General features: G+C 47.0%; 2 protein-coding genes. Both read left to right on the top strand.

Features of this window, described 5'->3' with window-relative positions; translation table 11 throughout:
• A partial coding sequence (locus I5W_RS31985; protein WP_217284442.1) for a hypothetical protein occupies nucleotides 1-187 on the top strand: 187 nt, incomplete at its 5' end.
• A gap of 275 nt (nucleotides 188-462) precedes the next feature.
• Nucleotides 463-2,131: hypothetical protein (locus tag I5W_RS08615; protein ID WP_044528912.1), on the top strand; the 1,669-nt coding region annotated here is incomplete at its 3' end.

Below are 2,131 nucleotides of genomic sequence, written 5' to 3'. Positions count from 1 at the left end.
CGGCGAAATTCTTGCGAGGATTCGGGCAATCATCGAGGAAATAATGAGTATCTCAGAGCACCATGAACGGCTGGCGGCAAGAATATTAAAGGAAGTGGAAATCGAAGGAATTTTGGATCCATATTGGGAGCAAAAAGCGCAGATGCTGTTGGAAATGGATATTCCAGTAGGAAAGCCCGATGAGTGACCATAATGATTAGTAGAGAATATTCTCCACTGCCTAGCATTTTCAAGGAGAAGTGGAGTCCAGACACTTATACGTGCACTCAACCCAATAGCAGGCCACTTTCGGACTTCGTGGTTAGTAGAGGATACGATGGTGCGCCTCTGTCGATCTACGCAGACAATGTCTGGGATTTTTCACCATACACGAATGAGAATTCGTCAAAGATATATTTTGTGAGATGGTGTGGAAATAATCTATCTGAAAAGAATGCTCAGATTTCCGCAGACTGCAAGTGGATGATCTTTTTGGCCATATGGAAAACTGCGAACTTTCCAATCGCGATTACCACGCTGAAGAGTGTGGCTAAAGTATTGGGTCGAATTTGTCTGTATGCGTCGCGCAAGGAAGTCGATCTTGCAGACGTTTTTAATCGTCCCATTTTGATGGGGGAATTCCTGAGGAGCTTGGAAAATCCAATTCAATCCAGCCGAAGAATATCTGGATTGATCAATATTTTTGCTCGCATTGGAGAAGAGGAGTGCGGCTTTCGATCCATGGATCCGAGGGTTTATGCAAATCTCCTCAATAGCCTCGACATTAAGAGAGAAGAATATCAGCAGCACGCACACATCCCAACTGCGCTGTATTCTCAACTTCTTCACTTTCTTGGGACGGAGATTGCTGATGCAGAGGGAGTAATTGGCAATGTACTGGCTTTTGCGACGAGAGTACTGAAAGAATGCGGAGACGACTCTGGTTCCAAGGGCAGAGGGTCGACCGCGCTAACCGTCTTTCCAAAAAATTTAGGCGGCAGCCCGCTCCCAGCTTTGGTGCAAGAGTTCAAGTTAACAGAATATTTTGAGAAGAAGGACGTCCGCTTCCTGCATGACGTTGCGACGCTTCTGTGGCGCATGCAGATGGCCTGCCTGATGACCATTCTTTGTTACTCGGGAATGCGCATTGGAGAGGGAATAGCACTCGAGTGCGATTGCTTGCGAATAAGTGGACTGGATGAAACACACATCTTTGAAATCTACGGTACTACAACCAAGTTCAATAATGGGAAACCATATCACGTTCGATGGATTACTTCTACGGAGGGAGCGAGAGCAATCGCAATTGCTAAAGAAATAGCATCGTGGACTTGGAAGTATTTGCCTGATTCGTTGAAGAGGCGGGCCCAAAAGCCTCCGCTTTTTCTGAGTGTCGCGCATATCCCGTTTTGCAAAACCGTAGGGAAACTCGCCCCCACTGTGAAGCCAAGAATAACATCTGTGGGTGGCAGTCGCGTTCCAGAATTCATATCGGGCGCAAATCTGATAATCAGCAAAGATGACTTGAACGAACTAGAATTCATTGACCCGCATCGCGCGTGGCGTGACGACGAACGCTTTCAAGTTGGCAAGCGCTGGCCATTTTCATCTCATCAACTGCGCCGATCTTTAGCACTATTTGCTTCCGCAAGCGGCCTAGTTTCATTTTCATCGCTACGTAGGCAACTTAAGCATATAACTGTCGCAATGACTCATTATTACGCACGCGGAGCTACGTACGCTGTAGATCTGGTTGCGAATTTTAGGACGCACTTCGCATCTCTCTACCAAGAGTCTCAGATCGAATCGCAGTACCTTTCCTACACTTTACATGTAGTACATAGTGAAGAGGCTCTACACGGACCGCACGGCCTGTTCGTGCAATCAAATAGAAAGAGGGGACTGCTTTTTGATCGCGAGAAAACTCTTGCGATGTTCAAAAAAGGAGAGATGACTTTCAAAGAAACGCCATTGGGCGGATGTGCTGAGACCGGGGTATGTACAAAACGTGCGATGCGATCTGTTGTCGCGTGCCTTGATTGCTCCGTTGCAGTGATAAAGGTATCAAAGTTGGAGCGAGTTGTGAGCGCGCGCGAAAAGGCTATCTCGAAGCTTGAAAGCGGGTCAATCTCTTGGCGTATGAACAATGAAG

It is taken from the genome of Herbaspirillum sp. B65, assembly GCF_000333555.1.
Classification (GTDB): Bacteria; Pseudomonadota; Gammaproteobacteria; order Burkholderiales; family Burkholderiaceae_D; genus Herbaspirillum; species Herbaspirillum rubrisubalbicans.
The sequence above is the reverse complement of the archived record's forward strand: the minus strand, read 5'-3'. Positions and strand labels throughout refer to the sequence as shown.